Origin of the sequence: Phaeobacter sp. A36a-5a (genome assembly GCF_037911135.1) — a bacterium.
In the GTDB taxonomy this organism is placed as follows: domain Bacteria; phylum Pseudomonadota; class Alphaproteobacteria; order Rhodobacterales; family Rhodobacteraceae; genus Phaeobacter; species Phaeobacter bryozoorum.
In genome coordinates, this window is the sequence record NZ_JBBLYU010000004.1 from 105820 (window position 1) to 124529 (window position 18710).

Annotated in this window: 17 protein-coding genes, 1 pseudogene and 1 riboswitch; of the genes and pseudogenes, 12 read left to right on the forward strand and 6 right to left on the reverse strand. The window is 61.7% G+C overall.

Going from position 1 to position 18710, the window contains the following annotated elements:
- Window positions 1-78 precede the first annotated feature (78 nt).
- From bhcD to WLQ66_RS16055, 3 genes are all read left to right on the forward strand, one after another.
- On the forward strand, window positions 79-1071 hold the full coding sequence (gene bhcD / locus WLQ66_RS16045) for an iminosuccinate reductase BhcD (RefSeq protein ID WP_340547341.1): 993 nt from the start codon (window positions 79-81) through the stop codon (window positions 1069-1071).
- Between the two features lie 352 nt (window positions 1072-1423).
- Window positions 1424-2470, forward strand: a complete 1047-nt coding sequence (locus WLQ66_RS16050) for a TRAP transporter substrate-binding protein (protein ID WP_340547342.1) — start codon at window positions 1424-1426, stop codon at window positions 2468-2470.
- 78 nt (window positions 2471-2548) lie between these two features.
- The gene (locus tag WLQ66_RS16055) at window positions 2549-4615 is read left to right on the forward strand and encodes a TRAP transporter large permease subunit (protein WP_340547343.1); all 2067 of its coding nucleotides are present in this window, start codon (window positions 2549-2551) and stop codon (window positions 4613-4615) included.
- A gap of 96 nt (window positions 4616-4711) precedes the next feature.
- Here WLQ66_RS16055 and WLQ66_RS16060 read toward each other — a convergent pair whose 3' ends face one another.
- Complete coding sequence (locus tag WLQ66_RS16060) at window positions 4712-5398, reverse strand: rhomboid family intramembrane serine protease (protein ID WP_340547344.1); 687 nt, start codon at window positions 5396-5398, stop codon at window positions 4712-4714.
- Window positions 5399-5526: 128 nt separating this feature from the next.
- Between WLQ66_RS16060 and trpS the strand changes: the two genes are divergently transcribed.
- On the forward strand, window positions 5527-6555 hold the full coding sequence (trpS, locus tag WLQ66_RS16065) for a tryptophan--tRNA ligase (RefSeq protein WP_340547345.1): 1029 nt from the start codon (window positions 5527-5529) through the stop codon (window positions 6553-6555).
- 54 nt (window positions 6556-6609) lie between these two features.
- Entirely contained in the window at window positions 6610-6816 is a 207-nt protein-coding gene (locus WLQ66_RS16070; RefSeq protein WP_014875579.1) for a cold-shock protein, read from the forward strand.
- 193 nt (window positions 6817-7009) lie between these two features.
- Here WLQ66_RS16070 and WLQ66_RS16075 read toward each other — a convergent pair whose 3' ends face one another.
- Genes WLQ66_RS16075 through paaG form a run of 4 tightly spaced genes read right to left on the reverse strand, consistent with a single transcriptional unit; the run spans window position 7010 to window position 10170 of the window.
- A complete protein-coding gene (locus WLQ66_RS16075; protein ID WP_340547346.1) occupies window positions 7010-7606 on the reverse strand; it encodes a TetR/AcrR family transcriptional regulator in 597 nt (198 codons plus the stop codon).
- Between the two features lie 6 nt (window positions 7607-7612).
- Window positions 7613-8923 (reverse strand): phenylacetate--CoA ligase PaaK, encoded by a 1311-nt coding sequence (paaK, locus tag WLQ66_RS16080; RefSeq protein WP_340547347.1) that lies wholly within the window; start codon window positions 8921-8923, stop codon window positions 7613-7615.
- Between the two features lie 33 nt (window positions 8924-8956).
- On the reverse strand, window positions 8957-9382 hold the full coding sequence (gene paaI / locus WLQ66_RS16085; RefSeq protein WP_340547348.1) for a hydroxyphenylacetyl-CoA thioesterase PaaI: 426 nt from the start codon (window positions 9380-9382) through the stop codon (window positions 8957-8959).
- A 2-nt stretch (window positions 9383-9384) separates the two neighbouring features.
- Complete coding sequence (gene paaG / locus WLQ66_RS16090) at window positions 9385-10170, reverse strand: 2-(1,2-epoxy-1,2-dihydrophenyl)acetyl-CoA isomerase PaaG (protein WP_340547349.1); 786 nt, start codon at window positions 10168-10170, stop codon at window positions 9385-9387.
- A gap of 123 nt (window positions 10171-10293) precedes the next feature.
- On the opposite strand from paaG, the gene paaZ reads away from it, so the two are divergent.
- The 6 genes from paaZ to WLQ66_RS16120 all read left to right on the forward strand — a co-directional run bounded on the left by paaZ (window position 10294) and on the right by WLQ66_RS16120 (window position 16913).
- Window positions 10294-12324 (forward strand): phenylacetic acid degradation bifunctional protein PaaZ, encoded by a 2031-nt coding sequence (gene paaZ, locus WLQ66_RS16095; RefSeq protein WP_340547350.1) that lies wholly within the window; start codon window positions 10294-10296, stop codon window positions 12322-12324.
- 66 nt (window positions 12325-12390) lie between these two features.
- The gene (locus tag WLQ66_RS16100; RefSeq protein WP_340547351.1) at window positions 12391-13212 is read left to right on the forward strand and encodes a PaaX family transcriptional regulator C-terminal domain-containing protein; all 822 of its coding nucleotides are present in this window, start codon (window positions 12391-12393) and stop codon (window positions 13210-13212) included.
- 80 nt (window positions 13213-13292) lie between these two features.
- Window positions 13293-13506: riboswitch (cobalamin riboswitch) on the forward strand.
- A 104-nt stretch (window positions 13507-13610) separates the two neighbouring features.
- Window positions 13611-14054: a DUF1636 family protein gene (locus WLQ66_RS16105; RefSeq protein ID WP_340547352.1), complete on the forward strand. Its 444-nt coding sequence runs from the start codon at window positions 13611-13613 to the stop codon at window positions 14052-14054.
- Entirely contained in the window at window positions 14051-14836 is a 786-nt protein-coding gene (locus WLQ66_RS16110) for an ABC transporter ATP-binding protein (RefSeq protein WP_340547353.1), read from the forward strand. The genes WLQ66_RS16105 and WLQ66_RS16110 overlap by 4 nt, the downstream gene beginning before the upstream one ends.
- A gap of 15 nt (window positions 14837-14851) precedes the next feature.
- Entirely contained in the window at window positions 14852-15832 is a 981-nt protein-coding gene (locus tag WLQ66_RS16115; RefSeq protein ID WP_340547354.1) for an ABC transporter substrate-binding protein, read from the forward strand.
- A gap of 1 nt (window position 15833) precedes the next feature.
- Window positions 15834-16913: a FecCD family ABC transporter permease gene (locus WLQ66_RS16120; protein ID WP_340547355.1), complete on the forward strand. Its 1080-nt coding sequence runs from the start codon at window positions 15834-15836 to the stop codon at window positions 16911-16913.
- A 60-nt stretch (window positions 16914-16973) separates the two neighbouring features.
- Here WLQ66_RS16120 and WLQ66_RS16125 read toward each other — a convergent pair whose 3' ends face one another.
- Entirely contained in the window at window positions 16974-17321 is a 348-nt protein-coding gene (locus WLQ66_RS16125) for a RidA family protein (RefSeq protein ID WP_340547356.1), read from the reverse strand.
- Window positions 17322-17501: 180 nt separating this feature from the next.
- Here WLQ66_RS16125 and WLQ66_RS16130 point away from each other — a divergent pair.
- Window positions 17502-18705, forward strand: a pseudogene (locus WLQ66_RS16130) (IS3 family transposase).
- Window positions 18706-18710: the final 5 nt, after the last annotated feature.

Genomic DNA, 18710 nt, shown 5'->3' on the forward strand with positions numbered 1-18710 from the left:
CTCCTCCCACTGGCGCGCGGGGTGCGGCGTGGTGCTAGACGCCGCCCCCGCAAAATGAACTCACAAAGGAACAAGACGATGACCAACCCAACTGACACCGATGGATTGCTGATTGTCAGCGAGGAGATCTGCGCAAAAACCGTCAGCCGTGCTGATGCTTTTGACGCGGTAGAGGCTGTTTTTGGCGCCATGGCGCGCGGAGACGCTTACAATTTCCCGGTGATCCGCGAGGCGATCGGATACGCCGATGCGCTCTATGGGTTCAAATCTGGTTTTGACCGGGCGGGGAAATCTCTGGGTGTGAAATCCGGTGGCTTCTGGCCCGGCAACATGGACAAGGGGCTGACCAACCACCAGTCCACCATCTTTCTGTTTGATCCAGATACCGGTCGTCTTCAGGCGCTGGTCGGCGGCAACTACCTGACAGCAGTCCGTACCGCTGCCTCGTCATCCGTCTCAATTGCTCATCTGGCGCGACAGGACGCCAGAGTCCTTGGCATGGTGGGCGCAGGTCATCAATCCACCTTTCAGCTTCGGGCCGCTGCCGAACAGCGCGATTTCGAGAAGGTCGTCGCCTGGAACCCGCATCCCGACATGCTGCCGCGTCTGGGCGCCGTGGCTGAAGAGCTGGGTCTGGAGTTCGAAGCCGTAACGCAAGAAGAGCTGGGCGCGCAGGCGGATGTGATCATCACCATTACATCGGCGTTTGAACCGCTGTTGATGGCCGACTGGATCAAGCCCGGCACGCATATTGCCTGCATGGGCACAGACACCAAGGGCAAGATGGAAGTGGACGCGGCGCTCTTTGGCAAGGCCACCGTCTTTGCGGATGAGATCGCCCAGTCGATCACCATTGGCGAGGCGCAACATGCAATCGCATCCGGGCTGATCGACGAAGCTGACATCACACCCATCGGTGCCGTGATCAACGGCGACCATCCGGGCCGCAGCAGTGACAGTGAAATCACTGTGTTTGATGGAACCGGTGTGGGCCTTCAGGATCTGGCCGTCGCCTCGGTCGCGGCGCGGATCGCTGATGAAAGAAATCTGGCGACACGCGTCGCTTTGTAAAAGCGGACCTCCGGTGAAGAGATCGGAGGCTCGGACGCGGAGGGTGCGGAGGGTGCGGCCCAACCGGGGCACGCCGTCGAAATCGCCGGGGATGTCGGGGTCGGCAGACCGCAGAATCCGGGAAAGTCAGATGCGGGTCAAAATATGTTTGATCGCCGTTGGCTGCTGTCCCTGACCAGAGTGTTCCCTTTGGAAGCACGCGCAAAACCACGCGCACCCGGTCGGGTGCGCGCCCAATCTCGACAGGTTTCAAGATGCCTTGCGAGGCGCACATGGCCGGGACGTGATCCCCGGCTTATCCAACCGGGTCTGCAAAAAGATCCGGACACATGTCATCAAGGAGGAAAACAACATGAAGAAAGTAGCAACAGCTCTCGCCGCAGCGGCCCTGGCCGCGGCACCGGCCTTTGCCTCAGACAAAATTCTGCTGAAAACGCCGGTCGCCTTTTCAACTGAACTGCCTGGGCTTGGCACACCGATCGTTCGCGTGTCGGAGGATCTTGCGGCTATCTCAGGTGGGGCCATCAAGATGAAGGTCTACGAGCCCGGCAAGCTGGTTCCGGCGTTTGAGATTCTTGATGCGGTTTCATCCGGCAAGATCAACTCGGGCTTTGCCACCGCTGGCTACTGGGCCGGCAAGATTCCGGCAGCGCCGTTGTTCTCGGCTGTCCCATTCGGCCCCGAAGCAGGCGAATACATGGCCTGGCTCTACTACGGCAATGGCATGGATCTGTATCAGGAGATGTACGATCAGGCCGGTTTCAACGTCAAAGTTCTTCCCTGCACCATTATTGCACCGGAAACCTCGGGGTGGTTCGCTGAAGAAATCACATCGGTTGAACAGCTGAACGGCCTGAAGATGCGCTTCTTCGGTCTGGGCGGCAAAGTCATGCAGAAACTGGGCGTTGCCACATCCCTGCTGCCCGGCGGTGAGATCTTCCCGGCCCTGGAAAAAGGGGCAATCGACGCCACCGAGTTCTCGATGCCCGCCATCGACCAGCGTCTCGGTTTCCACAAACTGGCGAAGTACAACTACTTCCCGGGCTGGCATCAGCAGGCCACCATCTTTGAACTGATCATCAACAAGGATGAATGGAACGAGCTGAACCCGACCTTGCAGGCCCAGATTGAGCTGACCTGCCGTGCGCAGATGACCGAGAGCTTTGCCGAAGGTGAGGCGATCCAGTTTGCAGCGATGCAGAAGAACGTCGATGAAAACGGCGTGACCATTGTCGACTGGACACCCGAGATGCTGGACGTCTTCCGCGCGACCTGGACCGAGGTGGCCGAGGAAGAAGCCGCAAACGATGAGTTCTTTGCAAAGGTATACGCCGACCTGAATGAGTTCAGCGAAGGCTACGCCCTGTGGAAAGCCCACGCATTCCTGCCACGCCAGTAACACATCTAACCCGGACCGGCTTTGCGGTCCGGGTTTTTGATCTGATCGGGGGAGGCCCGGTTCAGGGGAGGAAAAGAAATGGCATCGACATCTCACGATCACCAAGACGCCCACTATGACCCGCTTTGGGAAGAAATCGAAAACGACGACCGGAAAGACCCGAAATTCGCAGCCACGCTGGACCGGCTGGTCAAGGGCGTCGGACACGTCGTTATGTGGGCAAATGTGCTCCTGATCCTTGCTATCATAGTGCAGGTTGGGATGCGCTATACGCTGGATCTGAATTTTCCAAAGCTGGATGAATTGCAGTGGCATCTCTATGCGCTGACAACCATGGTCGGCGTGTCATATGCGCTGAGCACCGACGCCCATGTCCGCGTCGACGTTTTGCGTGCCGGCTTTTCCTTCCGCGCCCGGCGGGTGATCGAAATTGTCGGGATCGTGGTTCTGATCTTGCCGTTCTGCTACCTGATGATTGATCAGGGTCTCGATTATTTTCAGGACAGTTACCGGGTCAACGAACGGTCCGACAGCCCCACCGGCCTACCGGCGCGCTGGCTGCTGAAGGCTGTTATCCCGGCCAGCTTTGTTCTGATTGCCATGGCTGCTGTCGCACGCTTGATTCATGACCTCTACATGCTGGTGACCCGCGCCGATCCATCGTCGGATCGCGCTGGTCTGAAACCCCTCATGTGGATGATGGTTGGCTTCGCCATCGTGACGTTCACCCTGATGCAGCTGGTGGACGCGCCTGAGGAAAAGCTCGTCATCGCAATGTTCATGTCCTTCGTCGGTGTCCTGTTCACCGGCATTCCGGTCGCCTGGGTCCTGTCGGGCATCGGCGTTCTTTACTGCGGTATTGCTTACCTCGGTGACAATGACATGCTGCTCTGGACGGGCATGGAGGCCACGTTTACGGGGCTCGATTACCTGACACTTGGCGCGGTTGTGAACCGTGTTTACGCGACGATGTCCAACGCCGTTCTTGTTGCCCTTCCCATGTTTATCTTCATGGGGCTGATGCTGGACGAAAGCGGCGTGGCACAGCGGCTGATGACCTCGATGCAGAGATTGTTCGGCACCATGCGTGGGGGCCTGGCCATCACCGTGACTGCGATCGGGATCATCTTGGCCGCCTCGACCGGTATCGTCGGGGCATCCGTCGTGCTGTTGGGTCTTTTGTCGATGCCCGCGATGATGGAACAGAAATATTCCAAGACACTGGCAGCGGGCGTGATTGCCTCGTCCGGCACGCTTGGCATTCTGATCCCGCCGTCGATCATGCTGGTCATCATGGCCGACCAGATGGCGCTGTCAGTGGGTGATCTGTTTATGGCGGCGCTGTTTCCCGGCCTGATCATCGGGGGCCTTTACATCCTCTACATCGTGGTGATTTCAACCCTGCGCGCTGATGTGGCGCCACTGCCTGAGGGTGCCAAGAAGGTGGACTGGGCGGCGATCTGGGATGTGTTCAAGGCGGTTCTGCCGCCCGTGGCGCTGATCTTTGCCGTGTTGGGGTCGATCTTTGCCGGTCTGGCGACACCGACGGAAGCGTCAGGTGTTGGCGCCGCCGGGGCCACGCTGCTGGCAATAGGCTATCGCAAGCTGACAATCGCGAAACTGGTCGAAGTGACACGGAACACGTTCAAGACAACGGCCTATATCTTTGCGATCTTCCTTGGTGCCACCTGCTTTGCCTTTGTTCTGCGCGAATTGGGCGGTGATGAGTTGATCACCCACACCATCGAAGGCATGGGCCTGGGAGAAATGGGCACGATCCTGTTCATTCTGTTCATCGTATTTCTGCTTGGTTTTGTGTTGGACTGGATCGAGATCACGCTCATCATCCTGCCGCTTGTCGCTCCGATCATTGCGGCAATGAGTTTGTCGGTACCTGGCTATGGGCTGGATAACCCGGAGCTTGTCTGGTTCGTGATCCTCGTCGCTGTAACGCTGCAAACGAGCTTCCTGACACCGCCGGTGGGGTTTTCGCTGTTCTACCTGAAGGGCGTCTGCCCGCCCGAGGTCACGCTGACGGATATCTACAAGGGCGTCGTTCCCTTCATCCTGCTGCAATTGACCGGACTCGCCCTGGTGATCTGGTTCCCGTCGATCGCGACCTGGCTGCCATCGGTGGCCTATTGAGGCCAGGCTGGTGGCGTCCAGAGTGGCGCCACCAGCCCTTTCCCGCTGCCAGTATCGAACTGAGAACGCCCTGTCCGATCCTGCGGCCTTCGCCCCCTACTCCCGGCGGATGCGGTTGCGGATGCGGGCCCAGCCGCCGGGGGCGAGAAAGAAGGAGAGACCAAAGCCGGTGGCAAAGCCGCAGAGATCGGCGACCCAGTCAAGCGTGCCGCCAAACAGCAGGCCAAACAGCAGCTGGATCCCCATCAGAAAGGCAATCAGCGTGAAGGCGCGGCTTTGCTGGGCGCCGACAAGCGACAATTGCCGCCACAGGATATAGGTAAAGGCTCCGATCAGCCCGTAGACGGCGGGAAAGCCACCGATCAGCGGCACCGGCGATTGAGTGAGCAGCGCATAGCCAAAGGCGCCGCCAATGCCGGATATCAGAAACACCAGTACCATGGCCAGATCGCCAAAGATCTCGCCCACCATCTTGCCCATGGCGAGCACGAAAACGCAGACAAACAGCGTCTGGGTAAAGGCCACATGCACAAAGGGATAGGAGACAAAGCGGATCAGATGCTCCACCGGCCATTGCCCGGTCTCCCACATCCACCAGAAGATGTCGGAAGAGAACGAATAGGTCTGGATCGCCTGTAGCCGCCAGCCAATCGCCTCGGGGCCGCCGATGATGCCGCGCGCGCCGAGGGAAAATCCGGCCTCGATGGCAAAGAGGATCAACACCAGCGCCACCACCACGGGCGGCAGCGGGTTCACCGGCGACGGCTCTTTTTGATATTCCATCGTGTTCTTGCTCCTGCTTGCCTGCTCTGCTGTTCTGCCCGGCCGCCCGGTTGATCCGCGCGCGGTTGACGAGGGTTGCCGCCATGGTTAAGCCAGCGAGGATCCTAATTCCAGACGGGAGTTTCTTGATGACCGAGACCACATTCACGCCCCGCGTGTTTTCCGGCATCCAGCCATCGGGCAATCTGCACCTTGGCAACTATCTTGGCGCGCTGAAGCGGTTCGTGGACTGGCAGGCCAAGGACGTGGAGAGCATCTACTGCATGGTGGATCTGCACGCGATCACCGTCTGGCAGGATCCGGCGGATCTGAAGAAATCCACGCGTGAGCTTTGCGCGGGCTTCATTGCTGCGGGTCTGGACCCCGAACAGTCGATCCTGATCAACCAGAGCCAGGTGCCTGAACATGCGCAGCTGGCCTGGATCTTCAACTGCGTCGCCCGCATGGGCTGGATGCAGCGGATGACCCAGTGGAAGGACAAGGCCGGCAAAAATGCGCAGAACGCCTCGCTCGGGCTCTTTGCCTATCCGGCGTTGATGGCGGCGGACATTCTGGTCTATCACGCCACCCATGTGCCGGTGGGAGAGGACCAGAAGCAGCATCTGGAGCTGACCCGCGACATCGCGATGAAGTTCAATCACGACTACGGTGTCAACTTCTTCCCGGAGACCGAGCCGGTGATCGAAGGGGCGGCCACCCGCGTCATGTCCCTGCGCGACGGATCGAAAAAGATGTCGAAGTCCGACCCCTCGGATGCCAGCCGCATCAATCTGACGGATGATGCCGACACCATCGCCAAGAAGATCCGCAAGGCCAAGACCGACCCTGACGCCCTGCCCTCCGAGGTTGAGGGGCTTGATGGGCGGCCCGAGGCGCGCAACCTGGTCAATATCTATGCCGCCATGGCCGAACTGTCGGTGGAACAGGTGCTGGCCGAAGTCGGCGGCAAGCCGTTTTCCGAGTTCAAGCCGATGCTGGCCGACCTGTCGGTTTCGAAAATGGCGCCGATCACCACAGAAATGGCCCGGCTGATGCAGCATCAGGACGAAATCGACAAGATCCTTGCCCGGGGATCAGAGCGTGCCCGAGAAATCACAGCCCCCATTCTTCGCCAAACTTATGACATTGTGGGCATGGTCGCGCCGGTTACTCTGTGATATCAGGCCTTACGATCCCGCACCCTGCGGGGAGATAGATACTGGAGAATTCGGATGGCCAATGGCACCGTGAAATGGTTCAACGCAACAAAAGGCTACGGCTTTATCGAGCCTGAGTCTGGCGGCAAGGACGTGTTTGTACACATCTCTGCGGTTGAACGCTCGGGCCTTAATGGTTTGAACGACAACCAAAAAGTTTCCTACGAGCTGGAAACTGGTCGTGACGGCAAGCAGTCCGCAGGTTCGCTGGAACTGCTGTAAGGATCGCGGCGCGGAGTTTCCGCGCCCATCCATCTAAAGACATTCTGACCACAGTGACCTGTGGATAGAATCACCTAAGGCCGCCCGTTTCAGGCGGCCTTTTGCGTGTTCGGGTCTTTTGCCTGTTCCGGGGCCTATTCAGGGCCTGTTCTGGTCGTGACTCTGGATGACAAGCGGCGGCGATGGTCGCCTGCTAGAGCGCGCGAATGCCGTTCATCGTCAGATCCGCCACCATCTGCGCGTAATCCTCGCGTGCCTCCGGGCCTGCGCCGGAATTCCACATATAGTACCAGTTCAACATGCCAAAGACGGACATGGTCACGGCGCGCAGCCTGGCCGGATCCCTGGCAATTGTTGGCGCGGCCACCCCGGCAAGGGCATCGCTGACCAGCTGCACCAGTTCGCGCTGATAGGCGCGCAGGAGTTTCTGCTGCGCTTCTGGCAGGGCGCCCATGGCGCTGATCTGGACCTGATGTTCATGATCGGCGCCCTGATAGGCCAGCAGGATTTCCGACACGATGCGCCGCAGACGCTGCTCGGGCGACAAGCCCGTCACATCGACCGTGCAGACCCGGTCGCGCAGCGCGCTGAGATAGGTATCAAGGAGGCCGAACAACACGGCATCCTTGCTGTCGTAGTAATGGTAGATATTCGCCTTGGAGATTCCGCATTCGCGCGCGAGCTGGGTCATCGACGCACGGTCGAACCCCTCCTCGGCAAAGACTTTCGCCGCGGATTTCAGGATCTGGGCGCGCTTGTGGTCGTGGTCTTTTGCGATGGTGCGGGCCAAGCCGGGTTACTCCTTGCTGCGGTTGTCGACGACGCGCTTGGCCTTGCCCTGGCTGCGCTCCACCGATCCCGGCTCGCCTACAATGATCTCGCTTGAGACGCCAACCATATCCTTGATCCGCTTGGTCAGCATCCGCGCGGCTGCGGTCTTGCTGAGTTCGTCGGCGGCATCCGGGTTGGCCTCCACATAAACCCGCATCGCGTCCATGCGGCCGGATTTATACAGCTCAATCTGGTAGTAAGGCGCCAGCCCGCCGGTGGCCAAGAGCTGCTCTTCGACCTGGCTGGGGAACACATTGACACCGCGCAGGATGATCATGTCGTCGCTGCGGCCGGTGATCTTCTCCATGCGCCGCATCGTGCGCGCGGTGCCCGGCAGCAGGCGGGTCAGGTCGCGGGTGCGGTAGCGCACCATCGGCAGGCCTTCCTTGGTCAGCGTGGTGAACACCAGCTCACCCAGCTCGCCATCCGGCAGCACCTCGCCGGTCTGCGGGTCAATGATCTCCGGCAGGAAGTGGTCCTCCCAGATCACCGGGCCATCCTTGGTCTCGACGCATTCATTGGCGACACCCGGCCCCATGATTTCGCTGAGCCCGTAGATATCGACCGCATGCATGTCAAACGCCGCCTCGACCTCCTTGCGCATCGCGTCGGTCCAGGGTTCGGCCCCGAACACCCCCACCTTGAGCGAGCACTCGCGCGGATCCATGCCGACCTTGTGGTACTGCTCCAGAATGTTGAGCATATAGGAGGGCGTCACCATGATGCCGTCAGGTTTGAAATCGGTGATCAGCCCGACCTGCTTTTCGGTCTGCCCGCCCGACATCGGAACGACAGTGGCGCCCAGCCGTTCGATCCCGTAATGCGCGCCAAGGCCGCCGGTGAACAGGCCATAGCCGTAGGCGTTATGCACCATGTCACCCTTGCGCAGGCCCGAGGCACGCAAGCTGCGCGCCACCAGATCGGCCCAGTTGCTGATATCATTCGCCGTATAGCCCACAACGGTCGGTTTGCCGGTGGTGCCGGAGGACGCGTGCAGGCGGATGATTTCACTGCGCGGCACCGCAAACAGGCCGAACGGGTAGTTGTCCCGCAGGTCGTTCTTATAGGTGAAGGGGAACTTCGCCAGATCCGAGAGCTGTTGTAGATCGTCGGGATGCACCCCTGCCTCGTCAAAGCGCGCCTTATACATCGGCACGTTGTCATAGGCGTGACGCAGCGACCATTTCAGCCGCGTGAGCTGAAGGTCGCGGATTTTGTCGATCGAGGCGATCTCGATCGGGTCCAGATCAGCCTTCTTCGGGCTCAGGTCTTCCATGGCGTTCTCCACAGCTTGTCTTTGCAATAGGGCTTAGTCATCAAACAGCTGGCCCTTTATCGCCCGGGAAAAGCCCCGGAATTCGGCGATCTGCTGGCCGTCCTGATTGGTCACTGTCACGTCATAAATACCGCTGCGCCCGGTCAGGGAAATCTCGCGCGCCTTGGCGATCAGCGTATCGCCCAGCCGTCCGGGCGCGGTGAAGCTGATCACATTGTGCTGCGCCACGGTCGACTGGTTGCGGCTGTTGCAGGCAAAGGCAAAGGCGCTGTCGGCCAGCATGAAGGTAACACCGCCGTGGCAGATGCCATGGCCGTTGCAGTGATGCTGGGCGATGGTCAGCTCCAGCGTGGCCTCGCCCTCATCCACATGGGTGATCTCCATCCCCGCCCATTTGGACGCATGGTCTTCGGCCCACATGGCAGCGGCGGATTTCTCGGCACGTTCTTTCGGGGTCATGGTCATTTGCCCTTGAACACAGGTGCGCGTTTTTCCAGGAAGCTGGCGACGCCTTCCGCATAATCGGCGCTTTCGCCGCAGGTCTTCATCGCGTCCGCCTCGATCTCCAGGTGGTCAGACAGCGTGTTGACCGCCGCCGCCTGAATGCACTGTTTGGTCAGCCCCAGGCCCAGCGTCGGGCCATTTGCGAATTTCTCTGCCATCGCGCGGGCCTCGGTCATCAGGTCGCCGTCCGGCAGCGCCTTCCAGATCAGGCCCCAGTCTTCGGCCTTCTTGGCCGGCAGCGGCTCGGCGGTCAGTGCCAGCCCCTTGGCGCGCGCCTCGCCCAGCAGCCGCGGCAGATGCCAGCTACCGCCGGTATCGGGGATCAGCCCGACCTTGGAAAACGACTGGATGAACTTGGCGCTTTCCGCCGCCAGCACCACGTCGCAGGCCAGCGCCAGATTGGCCCCTGCCCCGGCCGCCACGCCATTGACGGCACAGATCACCGGGAGGTCCAGCGAGCGGATGAGGTTCACAAGTGGCGCGTAAAAGGTCCGCACCGTATGCCCAAGATCGGGGGGACCATCCATCTTGCGCGGGTCGCGGTCGCCGAGATCCTGACCTGCACAAAAGCCACGGCCAGCGCCGGTCAGCAACACTGCACGGGCGCCGCTGTCGCGCGCGGCTTCAAGGGCGGCGCGCAAGGCGTGGTGCATCTCTTCGTTGAAAGAGTTCAGCCGGTCCGGGCGGTTCAGGGTGATTTCCACCCAGTTTTCGTGGTCCTTCACCAGCAGCGTCTCAGACATCACAGCGCCTCCCTCGTACATGTGTTAACAAAGACCTTGCATAAACCGACCGGTTGGTCAATATATTTGAAGCTTCTCACCTCAGACCGAACCACATTGGTTCAGATGCAAAGGATCGCGCTCATGAGCCTTCTTGATGTTTCCAGCTTTGTTGCGGGCCAATGGGTTGCACCGGGGGCTGGCGCGCGCAACATCGCCAGCGCCATTACCGGCGCACCTCTCGCCCAGGCCGGCAATGATGCGCTGGATGTGCAGGCGATGCTCGACCATGCCCGCACGGTGGGCGGTCCCTCTTTACGCAAGCTGACATTCCACGACCGCGCCCGGATGCTGAAGGCGCTGGCAGGCCACCTGAACCAGCACAAGCAGGCGCTCTATGATCTCAGCTTTGACACCGGTGCCACCCAGTCCGACCACATGATCGACATCGACGGCGGCATCGGCACCATGTTCGTCTTCGCCTCCAAGGGGCGCCGCGAAATGCCGGACGGGCATGTTTATCTGGACGGCGATGTGGAGCAGCTCTCCCGCAACGGCACCTTCCTCGGTCAGCATATCTGCACGCCTTTGCAAGGGGTTGCAGTGCATATCAACGCCTTCAACTTCCCGGTCTGGGGGATGCTGGAGAAGCTGGCGCCGACCCTGCTCGCGGGGGTTCCAGCCATCGTGAAACCGGCGACCGCCACCTGCTATGTCACCGAGCTGGCGGTGCGGCTGATGCTGGACTCGGGCCTCCTGCCCGACGGGGCACTACAGCTGGTGTCCGGCGGCCTCGGTGACATGCTGGACCATCTGACCATGCAGGATGTGGTCAGTTTCACCGGCTCGGCGCAGACCGCGCTGAAGCTGCGGGCGAACCCGGTGATCCTGGAAAACTCGGTCCGTTTCGTGGCCGAACAGGACAGCCTCAACGCGTCGATCCTGGGACCGGACGCGCAGCCCGGCACGCCGGAGTTTGACCTGTTCGTCAAGGAGGTCAGCCGTGAGATGACCACCAAGGCAGGTCAGAAATGCACCGCCATCCGCCGCATCATCGCGCCGCAGGCGCAGGTGGACGCGGTGATCGAGGCGCTCTCTGCCCGCCTGGCCAAAACCCAGATCGGCGACCCGCGTCTGGAAACCACCCGCATGGGCGCGCTGGTCTCCAACAGCCAGAAGCGTGACGTGCTGGAAAAGGCGGAGATCATCGGCCAGGAAGCTGAGCGCGTCTTTGGTGATCCCGAGAACTTCACCGTCGATGGTGCAGACTCCGACAACGGCGCCTTTGTGCCGCCGATGCTGTTCCACTGCGCCGACCCGGACCATGCCCAGCGGATCCATGACACCGAGGCCTTCGGCCCCGTCTCCACCATCATAGGCTACCGCGATCTGAGCCATGCGATTGCTCTCGCCAATCGCGGTGAAGGCTCGCTGGTCGCCTCGGTCATCACCCATGATACTGAGGTGGCCCGCGAGGTCGCGCTGGGGGCTGGCGCCTACCACGGGCGGCTTTATTTCAACAACCGCGACTCGATGAAGGAATCGACCGGCCATGGTTCCCCCCTGCCCCACATGGTGCATGGCGGCCCGGGCCGTGCCGGCGGTGGCGAGGAGCTGGGCGGCGTGCGCGGCGTCAAGCATTACATGCAGCGCACCGCCATTCAGGGCTCGCCCGATATCCTGTCTGCGATTGGCAAGACATGGGTCCCCGGCGGCACCGAGATCAAAGGCCCGGCACATCCGTTCACCCGTAAATTCGGCGAGCTGGCGATTGGCGAGACCCTGCACACCGCACCGCGCACCGTGACGCTGGAGGATATCGAGACCTTCGCCCATTTCACCGGCGACACCTTCTATGCGCACATGGACGACGCCGCCGCCAAGCGGAACCCGTTTTTTCCGGGCCGCGTAGCGCATGGCTACCTGCTGCTGTCGTTTGCGGCGGGCATGTTCGTGCAGCCTGACGAAGGCCCGGTTCTGGCCAACACCGGCCTCGACTCCCTGCGCTTCATGAAGCCGGTTTCGGCAGGTGACAGCATCAGGGTGCGCCTGACGGTGAAGAAAAAAACTCCCCGCAACGAGGACTACGGCGAAGTGCGCTGGCATGTCACCCTGACCAATCAGGACGACGAGATTGCCGCCGAATATGAGCTGCTGACGATGAATGCCTTCTGACAGGTGTTTGCAGTGAAACACTCGCCCGGTCTGGCCTAACCGGCCCGGGCGATTTATCTATTCTATATGACCGACACGCAGACCCTCTGGTTTGACACCGCCGTAACCGCCCTCAGCGATCCGCAGAACCAGCGGGTGTGGTCGATTATTGTCTCGCTGTTTGGCGATCTGGCGCAGCGCGAGGGGGATCAGATCGGCGGCAGCGCCCTCACCCGGATCATCACGCCGATGGGCATCAAGCCCGAGGCGATCCGCGTGGCGCTGCACCGGCTGCGCAAGGATGGCTGGATCGACAGCACACGCTCGGGCCGGGCGTCGGTCCATTTCCTGACGCCGATGGGGCGCAGCCAGTCCGCCGCCGTCACCCCGCGCATCTATGCGCCAACCACCGTGCCCCCCGCCGACTGGCACCTGCTGGTGGCTGCGGATGGGCAGAACAGCGCGCTGGATGCGCTGGTGCAGCAGCCCAATTATGTCGCGATCAACCGTTCGACCCTGCTGGGTCACGGTCCGCTGCCGCAGGGTCGGGACAATTTCCTTGTGGTGGAACAGCCGGAATTGACGGTGCCCGATTGGCTGCGGGACCGGCTGTTTCCCGATGACCTGAGACAGGCCTGCGCCCGGCTCGACACCACGTTGAGCGGTCTGACACCGCCAAAGATGACCGAGGCAGGCGCGCTTGATCCGGCGCAGATTGCCACGCTTCGGACCCTGATCGTGCACCGCTGGCGGCGAGTGGTGCTGCGCCACCCCGACCTGCCGCCCCGGTTTCACCCCGCAGACTGGACCGGGGAGCATTGCCGCCAGCGCGTGGCAACCCTGTTGCAGCACCTGCCGCGCCCCCGGCTTGGCGCCGGTGGTGAACTGCTTCAGCCCGAAGAGCCCTGAGGCGCGCATTTGCGCCACCGCCGCCCTGGCGGCACACGCATTGGCAGACGGTTTCCCCTTTACAAACCCCGGCGAGAAATCTACCCAAAACCGGAGATGGTTCCCAAGACCCAAAAGCGGTCACGGGATGAAAAGGGAACGCGGTGTGGTGTAGCCATCAGGCGCCGAATCCGCGACTGCCCCCGCAACTGTGAGCGGTGAGCGACCTCGATTGACCACTGGCGCTGGCGCCGGGAAGGCCGAGGCCCGCAGCAACCCGCAAGTCAGGAGACCTGCCATCGACTGGAAACCTATTGACCGGGCGGGGTGTTCCGGCGGGCAGGACGATTTTGCGTGGCGCTGAGGCATTGCTGATCCCCTTCCCCCTCTTCACCTGACCGGATTGCGCGGAGGGCGCTATGGACGGGACAGCACGGCACCGTATTCTGGTGTGCACATCCTGCAAGGGCGCGACCCCGGGCAGCCGTCCGGGGCCGGAGCTGATTGCGGCCCTGCGCCGTGAACTCGACCGGCGTGGCAGTGCCGCGATCGAGGTTGCCGGCGTGGCCTGTATGGCCGGATGCAGCCATCCCTGTACCGTCGGATTTCAGGCGGATGGCAAGGCAAGCTATGTCTTTGGCGATCTCAGCCCCGAGGAGGATCTCGCCGATATCCTGAGTTTCACCGATCTCTACCAGATGCTGGCTGACGGCTGGTGCAGTTCGGTTGACCGCCCCGGAAAACTGCGCCGTTGCACATTGTCGCGCATCCCGGCCCTGGTTCCGGCCGCCCCGGCCGCTGCGATCCCGGCGCCCGCCATCGACGCCCCTGCGGCGCTGCAACAGGTGGAGCCTGCCGAATGACCGCAGCTGCCGTAACCGTGACCGATGTCAGCTGGGGGCCGGGCCGCATGGCTCCGCTGATCCTGCATCCGACGAGTTTTCATCTGGATGCGGGCCGGGTGCTGGGCGTGGTGGGGCCGAATGGGGCCGGCAAATCCAGCCTGCTGCGGGTGATCTACCGGTTCAATCAGCCGCGCAGCGGCAGGGTTGAGGTCGGCGACAGCGACATCTGGGCCCTTCCACCCAAGGCCGCCGCGCAGCGCGTTGCCGCTGTCTTGCAGGAGCAACCCACAGATTTTGCCCTGACCGTGGCCGAGATTGTCGCGCTGGGGCGCGCGCCCTACCGGTCCGGTTTTGCCACGCCGGGCGCCCGCGATGCGGCGATTGTCGACCGGATGCTCCATCGTCTGGAACTGGGCGAGATGGCTGATCGTGCCTTTGGCACCCTGTCGGGCGGCGAACGTCAGCGGGTCATGGTGGCGCGTGCGCTGGCGCAGGAGCCGGCCCTGCTGGTGCTGGACGAACCCACCAACCATCTGGACATTCGCCATCAGCTTGATGTGCTGGAGCTGATCCGGGATCTCGACGTGACCATCATCACCAGCCTGCATGATCTGAACATAGCAGCCGGGGTCTGCGACGACATCCTGCTGATGGCGCAGGGCCGCACGCTGGCCTTTGGCGCACCGCGCGACGTTCTGAGCGAAGATACCGTTAGCGAGGTCTTCAACGTCGCTGCGAGGCGCGAGACACTTGCCCCCTCCGGGCAGGATCACCTTACCTTTCATCTCCCTGTTTCATAAGGACACCACCTGATCATGTTTGCCCGCCTTTCCACTGTGATGCCGCTGCTTGCCGCCACCCTACTTGGTGCCTCCCTGGCCCCGGCGGCGCAGGCCGAGACCACCGTGCAGAGCTGCAACCGCAGTGTCAGTTTTGCGACACCGCCAAAACGCGCGGTCTCCAACGACGTCAATCTCACCGAAATGATGCTGGCACTGGGTCTGGCTGACCGCATGGTCGGCTACACCGGTATTTCCGGCTGGAAAACGCTGGATCCGGTCATGCGCGCAGGCGTGGCGGAGCTGCCGGAACTATCGGCCAAATACCCCTCCAAGGAAGTGCTGATCGGCGCCGGTGCGGATTTCTACTTTGCCGGGTGGAACTACGGCATGAAAGTGGGCGGAGAGGTTACACCCGAGACACTCGCGCCGTTTGACATCAAGGTCTATGAGCTGACCGAGAGCTGCATTCACATCGGCGAGAAAGCCAAGGTCAGCATGGATGACATGTATAATGACCTGCTGAATCTGGGCCGGATCTTTGCGGTCGAGGACACCGCCGAGGCGCTGGTGGCCGGCTATAAGGACGAGCTTGCCGCCTTTGCCAAGGACCGCCCCGAGGCGGGTGAGCCGCTGCGGGTCTTTGTCTATGACAGCGGCGAGGATTCGCCCTTTACCGCCGGGAAATACGCCATGCCCACCGCGCTGATCGAGGCCGCGGGCGGCAGCAATGTGATGGATGATCTGGAGAAAAGCTGGGCCACCGTCACCTGGGAAGCCGTGGTCGAGCGCAACCCCGAAGTGATTGTCATCGTCAACTACGGCTCGGTCACCGCCGAGGAAAAACGCGCCTTCATGCGGGGCAACCCGGCCTTTGCCGAGATCGACGCGGTGAAGAACGACCGTTTCGTGACGCTGGAATATGTCGAAGCCACACCGGGTCCGCGCAATATCCGCGCGATCAAGACACTGGCCACCGGTTTTGACGCCGCCCGCGCGGATGCGGTAAGCAACTGATATGTCCACAGCCGACGCACATCACGCATCTGAGCCGCGCCTGAGCGCGCGTGCCCGGCGGCGCCTGCGCGGGCGGCTGGCCTGGATCCTGGGCGGGGCCGTGCTGACGGCCCTGACCCTGTCGATTGCGGTCTCCGTGGGCGCGGTCGGCATCCCGCTGACCTCCGTCTGGGGGATCATCGCCGACAAGCTGGGCGGCGGATCGGGCGCCGATTTCGCCGCAGGCTGGACCAAGGGGCAGGCGGCCATCGTCTGGGATATCCGGTTTCCCCGCGCGCTGCTTGCGATGATGGTCGGGGCCGGTCTGGCCATGGTGGGTGCCAGCCTTCAGGCGGTGACCCGCAACCCGCTGGCAGATCCGCATCTGCTGGGCATTTCGGCCGGCGGTGCCTTTGGTGCCATTCTGGCGCTGCTGCACACCGGGTTGTTTCTCGGGCTTCTCACAGTGCCCTTGCTGGCCTTTGTCGGCGCATTGGGCGCAACCGCGCTGGTCCTTGCGGTCTCCCGCTTTGCCGAGGCGACAACCGCTGACCGGCTGGTTCTGGTTGGCGTGGCGGTCTCCTTTGTGATCATGGCAGGCGCCAATATTCTGATTTTCCTTGGAGATCCGCGCGCCACCCATACCGTGGTGTTCTGGATGCTGGGCGGGCTTGGCCTCGCGCAGTGGAACCACCTGGCCTATCCGCTGGTGGTGCTGCTGCTCTGCGGGGGGTGGCTCTGGTCCCGCTCTGGCGATCTCAATGCGATGACCGTCGGTGACGAAACGGCAACAACCCTGGGCATACCGGTGGCGCGGTTCCGGCTGATGACCTTTTGCGTCGGCGCGCTGGTCACCGGGGTGATGGTGGCCTTTTCCGGAATGATCGGCTTTGTCGGGCTGATCGTCCCGCATGTGGCGCGGCTGATCGTTGGCGGTGATCACCGCCGGGTGCTGCCGGTCTCGGCACTATTCGGCGGGCTGTTTCTGGTCTCTGCCGATATCGCCGCCCGCACCCTGATGGCGCCAGAGGACATGCCGATCGGGCTGGTCACCGGGCTGGTCGGCGGCGTCTTCTTTATCTGGCTGCTGCGGCGGCGCTAAGGTCGCCCGATCCCAAAGAAGGCCCCCATCGCTGACGGGGGCCTTTTGCAATTATCAGCCTCAGGCCGCGGCAACGACGATCATCTCCACCAGAAACTCGGGGCGCGCCAGCTTTGCCTCGCCGCAGGCCCGGGCCGGGGTATGCCCCTCGGGCACCCAGGCGTCCCACACCTCGTTCATCGCAGCAAAATCAGCCATGTCAGACAGCCAGATGGTGCATTGCAGGATACGTGTTTTGTCGCTGCCCGCCTCTGCCAGCAGCCGGTCGATATTGTCGAGGCAATCCTGCGTCTGCTGCGCGACGCTGGCCCCGGCGGTGCCGACCTGACCGGCCAGATAGATGGTATCGCCATGTTTGACGATCTGGCTCATGCGGGGGCCGGTGTGGCTGCGTTCAATCTGTGTCATGTGATCCTCGTTCGGTGTCGGCCGCGCCGACAGGGCGGGTCCGCACCATGGATACCGCCCCATCGAAAGCAAGGCAATGCGCAGGGCAAGCGGTTCAAATTGAGCTACTCCCCGAAAATCGGACACTGACGTAAGCTACAATTTGCTGTCTGTTGATCTTCGACGCAGAGGAGATCAGAGATGTCGAAACGGAAGAACCATTCGCCTAAGTTCAAGGCCAAGGTCGCGCTTGAGGCTTTGAAGGGCGAGCGGACTGTCGCTGAGCTGGCAAGCCAATTTGGCGTTCATCCGACGATGATCCACAGCTGGAAGCGGGCGCTCCTGAAGGGCGCGTCCGGCGTATTCGAGCGTGGCGGCAAGAGAACCCCGGAGATTGATGAAGAGCAGGTCAAAGAATTGCACGCCAAGATCGGGGAGCTGGCCGTTGCCAACGATTTTTTGTCACGAAAGCTCAAACCCTGGATCGGCAAGTGAGGCGGAAAATGATCGGACCTGCCAATGCCAATGCCAATGCCAATCTGCCCATTGGCAAGCAATGCAAGCTGCTGTCGATCCCGCGGTCTTCGTTTTATTATCAGCCCAAGGGCGAGACGGTGCTGAACCTGGCGCTAATGCGCCTGATCGGCGAGCAGTTTCTGGAAACGCCGTTCTTCGGTGTTCGGCAGATGACTTGGCATCTTCGCAACGAAGGCCTTCTGGTGAACGCGAAACGGATCAGACGGTTGATGCGGCTCATGGGCTTGATGCCGATCTGCCAAAAGCCCAACACCCGCTGCCTGACAGTACATGCAAAGCATGTGCGAGAGGGGGCAAGGCGGCGAAGGGCCACAAGACGTATCCCTACTTGTTGCGAGGGTTGCGCGTCGACCGGCCCAACCAGGTCTGGGCCGCAGACATCACCTGCCAGCCAATGCGACGGGGCTTCTTGTATCTGGTAGCGATCATGGACTGGCATACCCGCAAGGTTCTGGCCTGGCGCATCTCGAACACGCTGGAAGCCGACTTCTGTGTCGAGGCTCTGAATGAGGCGATCCACCGCTTCGGCCCGCCAGAGATCATGAACACCGACCAGGGGAGCCAATTCACGTCCTTTGCCTGGACAGATCGTCTGCGCCGCTCCGGCGTGCGCATCTCGATGGATGGCAAGGGTCGGTTCCTCGACAATATCTTTGTCGAACGGCTCTGGCGCAGCCTGAAATACGAGTGCGTCTACTTGCACGCATGGGAAACAGGATCAGAAGCAAAGGTGGGCGTCGGCAAGTGGGTCGAATTCTACAACCGCAAACGCCCCCATTCCGCCCTTGGTGGCAAACCTCCGGCCGTGGTTTATTGGCTGAGAAAAGACGAAACCCAAACAGGTCAGCAGGAGCAGAGAGTAGCTTAAGTTAC